Source organism: Chamaesiphon polymorphus CCALA 037 (assembly GCF_003003845.1).
Taxonomy (GTDB): domain Bacteria; phylum Cyanobacteriota; class Cyanobacteriia; order Cyanobacteriales; family Chamaesiphonaceae; genus Chamaesiphon; species Chamaesiphon polymorphus.
This window is the reverse complement of sequence record NZ_PVWO01000641.1, coordinates 1-2,754: the sequence shown is the minus strand read 5'-3', so window position 1 is coordinate 2,754 and position 2,754 is coordinate 1. Positions and strand designations below refer to the sequence as shown.

Here is a 2,754-nt window from a genome sequence, read left to right as displayed (position 1 = left end):
GAACTTTCCAGTTGAGATTTATACTTGCCTTGGGCCACAATCTGATGACCCTCCCTGAAAATGAGCGAACCGTAAGTTGGAATCCACTTTATCCAGTGACGTTGGCGAAGCCTCTCGGAACGAGAATCGGCCTTAACGGTCGCCAACAAAATATCTATATGGTCGTTGATTCTGGCTCTGAAGTTTCGCTAATCGATCGCGAACTCGGATATTTGCTAGGTATGACGCTATTACCTGAAGAAATACCCCGAACGGGCGAGGGAGTTGGTGGGGAAATTCAGTATGTCAATCGCTCGCTCGATTTGACGATTGACGGACGCGCCTTCAAAGCTCCAGTAGCTTGGCTGATTTCAGATATTGCCCCAGCACCACTATTGCTAGGGCGTGAAGTTGTATTCGACCTGTTTGACATTAAATTCGTTCAAGCAGAAAAACGGATTGAGTTTGAATGGCGGGGTGAGGGTGATGCCAGCGAAACTGCCGCATAATTGTCAGGCTTGCGCGAAGTTGTCTGCACCCCAGGCGCGAGAGAAGAACTGCTGGGACGACAATCGTTGTCCCGACAGGCGTTCGTACCATCGCACTAAAGCGGCTACGGCAATCCGGCGGAAGGAACGGCGGCAAAACGCCGCGATTGGTCAGGGGCTAGGTTCCGCCACCGAGCAGACTGACTCTATCGTTCCGAAGGTCTACGCTGCGGAATTGTGTCTGTGGATAAATCTGTCGAATAACACCATCCACGCGATCGGGGCGCGGCTGTATTGTGGGTCGGTGATGAAGGATCGGATTGAGGCGCGTCATTGCCTGGGAATGACAAAGGCTCAACTTCAGGAGTCAGGGCGCAACATTCTCTTGGCACTCTCCACCAAACACGGTATTTCCCTGGTTACATTTCGTGTGACTAGAGAATTTGATGCTAGCCTTTGTCCGTTAACCGATTGCCATGTCTATTAACCTAAGTCGGTCTGAGACTAAAATCGAACAACTTACGATCTGGACATTGCTCGATCGAGTGAGTGCAGCTCCAGAGGACGCAAATATCATCGATTTGAGCAATTGGATTGGTTCGTTGGATTTAGAACCTGCTGGCGATGCTTTAGTTACTTGGGCGGATTGTTATCGAGATCGGGCAATTAAGCTATTGGATGAGTGGCAGCAGCAGCCATCTTTATTTGTGGGGGAATTAGTCGAGCCACCATACGATCGAACGATTTTCGACGAGCTGGTGCTAGGTCGGATGGAGTGGGATCTAGGGGATTTGGTGGAGACGGTTGAAACTGACTATCCCACCACTCGACAAGCGGCACCTGCCATCGCTCTAGTAAGTAAAGATGCAGCCTTAAAGCTAGCTGATTTCCGATCTGCTTTGGATATAGCCCACGAGGAAAAGATCGAGGAGTGGGTGCAAACTACGATTGACGCGATCGAGTCTGGGGTGACTAATTTTGCAGATTTAGCTGAACTTTTGCCAATTGGACAAATTTTGTTGTCTGTTCTATTATCAGGCGATCGGATTAGATTAACTCGATCTCATGGCGGTTTTTACGATATTGATGGGTTAGTATTTCTTAAAATAGGGTAAGATTGTACTACAGATCGTAGCTTTGTTTAAGTAAATAGGAGATTTTTTAGATGATAAAAATCATAAATGAACTATGAATTCAAATCTTGCTAAAAATTTAATTATCGACCGTTTGACCCAACTCGCTCTGGATAAAGCCAATGCTCGAAACCGTGGAATTCCTGCTATTAAACTAGTGCTAAGACGGCTATGGTTTCATATTCAGCGTTATGGTAGTTGGACAGAAGATCGTAGAAATATTTGATTCTCTAGCAATAGATGAGTCACCAATCCTAGACAGTTTCGACGATAAGCTGTTCTACTATACTCATGCTTTATTTACTTTAGTTTGGCATCAAAGGATAATTGATTTTTTCAAATCTAAGTTGTCTCTATCCCAATACATCCGTAATCTTGAATCTCGCTTCTATAGCGAAGCCGAACGCGATCGGATTAAGCTTGCCGCAGCCAAATTAACATCAATTCCTGGTATCGATCTAAAGATCGCCAGAGAGAGCAAAAGATTCCTATCAAAATATAAATCTCGTCAACATAGAGAAACACTAGAATATATTTTACGAATCGCTCAGAGCCAATTGCCAGCCTACCGAGTAAGTCTTTATGGTTTTCAGGGGCTAATGTCCAAGGAGGAATTTTTAACAACTTGGTTTAGCAGAGGCATTTCATATCAAGAAAATCCAATCTCTTTCGAGTTACAACCTGGAGATCTTATCATACTTGAAGAGGGTGAGTTTATCCTTAATAAAGATTTGGTTCCATTAGAAATGTCAACCTCCGCAGCTATAACATAGCAGCAATGTATTTAAATTTCAACAAGTTCTCTACCGTTAATTTATAATGCAGCAAAAACTACTCACCCAGATTGCTATAGCACTCAAATCTCGATCTGAGATTAGTTTATTAGAATTGATTGAAATCTATCCGATCGATTGTGGCATGGAAGAAGTCGTCGCTTATTTAGAGATAGCTCAACAACCGCCACACACGATCGATAACGATGTAAAGGATGCAATTGAGGTTACTAACGTCTTGCAAGGCTCTCAAATGAAGACGACAATGCCTCGAATCGTCTTCCGTCGTCAAACATAATAATAAGGCGTTGCTGAATTGATGTATGATATGGCGATCGAGAGTAAGATCGAAGAAAAACAATGAACAGCGAATCAAAGCCA

General features: G+C 44.0%; 5 protein-coding genes. All 5 read left to right on the top strand.

Annotated features, from left to right (window positions below; genetic code table 11):
* On the top strand, positions 1-488 hold a 488-nt coding region (locus tag C7B77_RS27645), incomplete at its 5' end, for a retropepsin-like aspartic protease (RefSeq protein WP_219892302.1).
* On the top strand, positions 466-954 hold the full coding sequence (locus C7B77_RS27640) for a hypothetical protein (protein WP_106312625.1): 489 nt from the start codon (positions 466-468) through the stop codon (positions 952-954). The genes C7B77_RS27645 and C7B77_RS27640, both read left to right, overlap by 23 nt.
* Positions 944-1,582, top strand: a complete 639-nt coding sequence (locus C7B77_RS27635) for a hypothetical protein (RefSeq protein WP_106312622.1) — start codon at positions 944-946, stop codon at positions 1,580-1,582. The genes C7B77_RS27640 and C7B77_RS27635 overlap by 11 nt, the downstream gene beginning before the upstream one ends.
* A 209-nt stretch (positions 1,583-1,791) precedes the next feature.
* Positions 1,792-2,373, top strand: a complete 582-nt coding sequence (locus C7B77_RS27630; RefSeq protein WP_106312619.1) for a hypothetical protein — start codon at positions 1,792-1,794, stop codon at positions 2,371-2,373.
* 46 nt (positions 2,374-2,419) lie between these two features.
* Positions 2,420-2,671, top strand: a complete 252-nt coding sequence (locus C7B77_RS27625; RefSeq protein ID WP_106312616.1) for a DUF3375 family protein — start codon at positions 2,420-2,422, stop codon at positions 2,669-2,671.
* The last annotated feature ends 83 nt before the right edge of the window (positions 2,672-2,754 follow it).

Excerpts from the sequence above, each read along its gene's own strand:
- C7B77_RS27625 (WP_106312616.1), top strand. The coding sequence starts at position 2,420 with ATGCAGCAAAAACTACTCACCCAGATTGCTATAGCACTCAAATCTCGA.
- C7B77_RS27635 (WP_106312622.1), top strand. The coding sequence starts at position 944 with ATGTCTATTAACCTAAGTCGGTCTGAGACTAAAATCGAACAACTTACG.
- C7B77_RS27630 (WP_106312619.1), top strand. The coding sequence starts at position 1,792 with ATGGTAGTTGGACAGAAGATCGTAGAAATATTTGATTCTCTAGCAATA.
- C7B77_RS27640 (WP_106312625.1), top strand. The coding sequence starts at position 466 with ATGCCAGCGAAACTGCCGCATAATTGTCAGGCTTGCGCGAAGTTGTCT.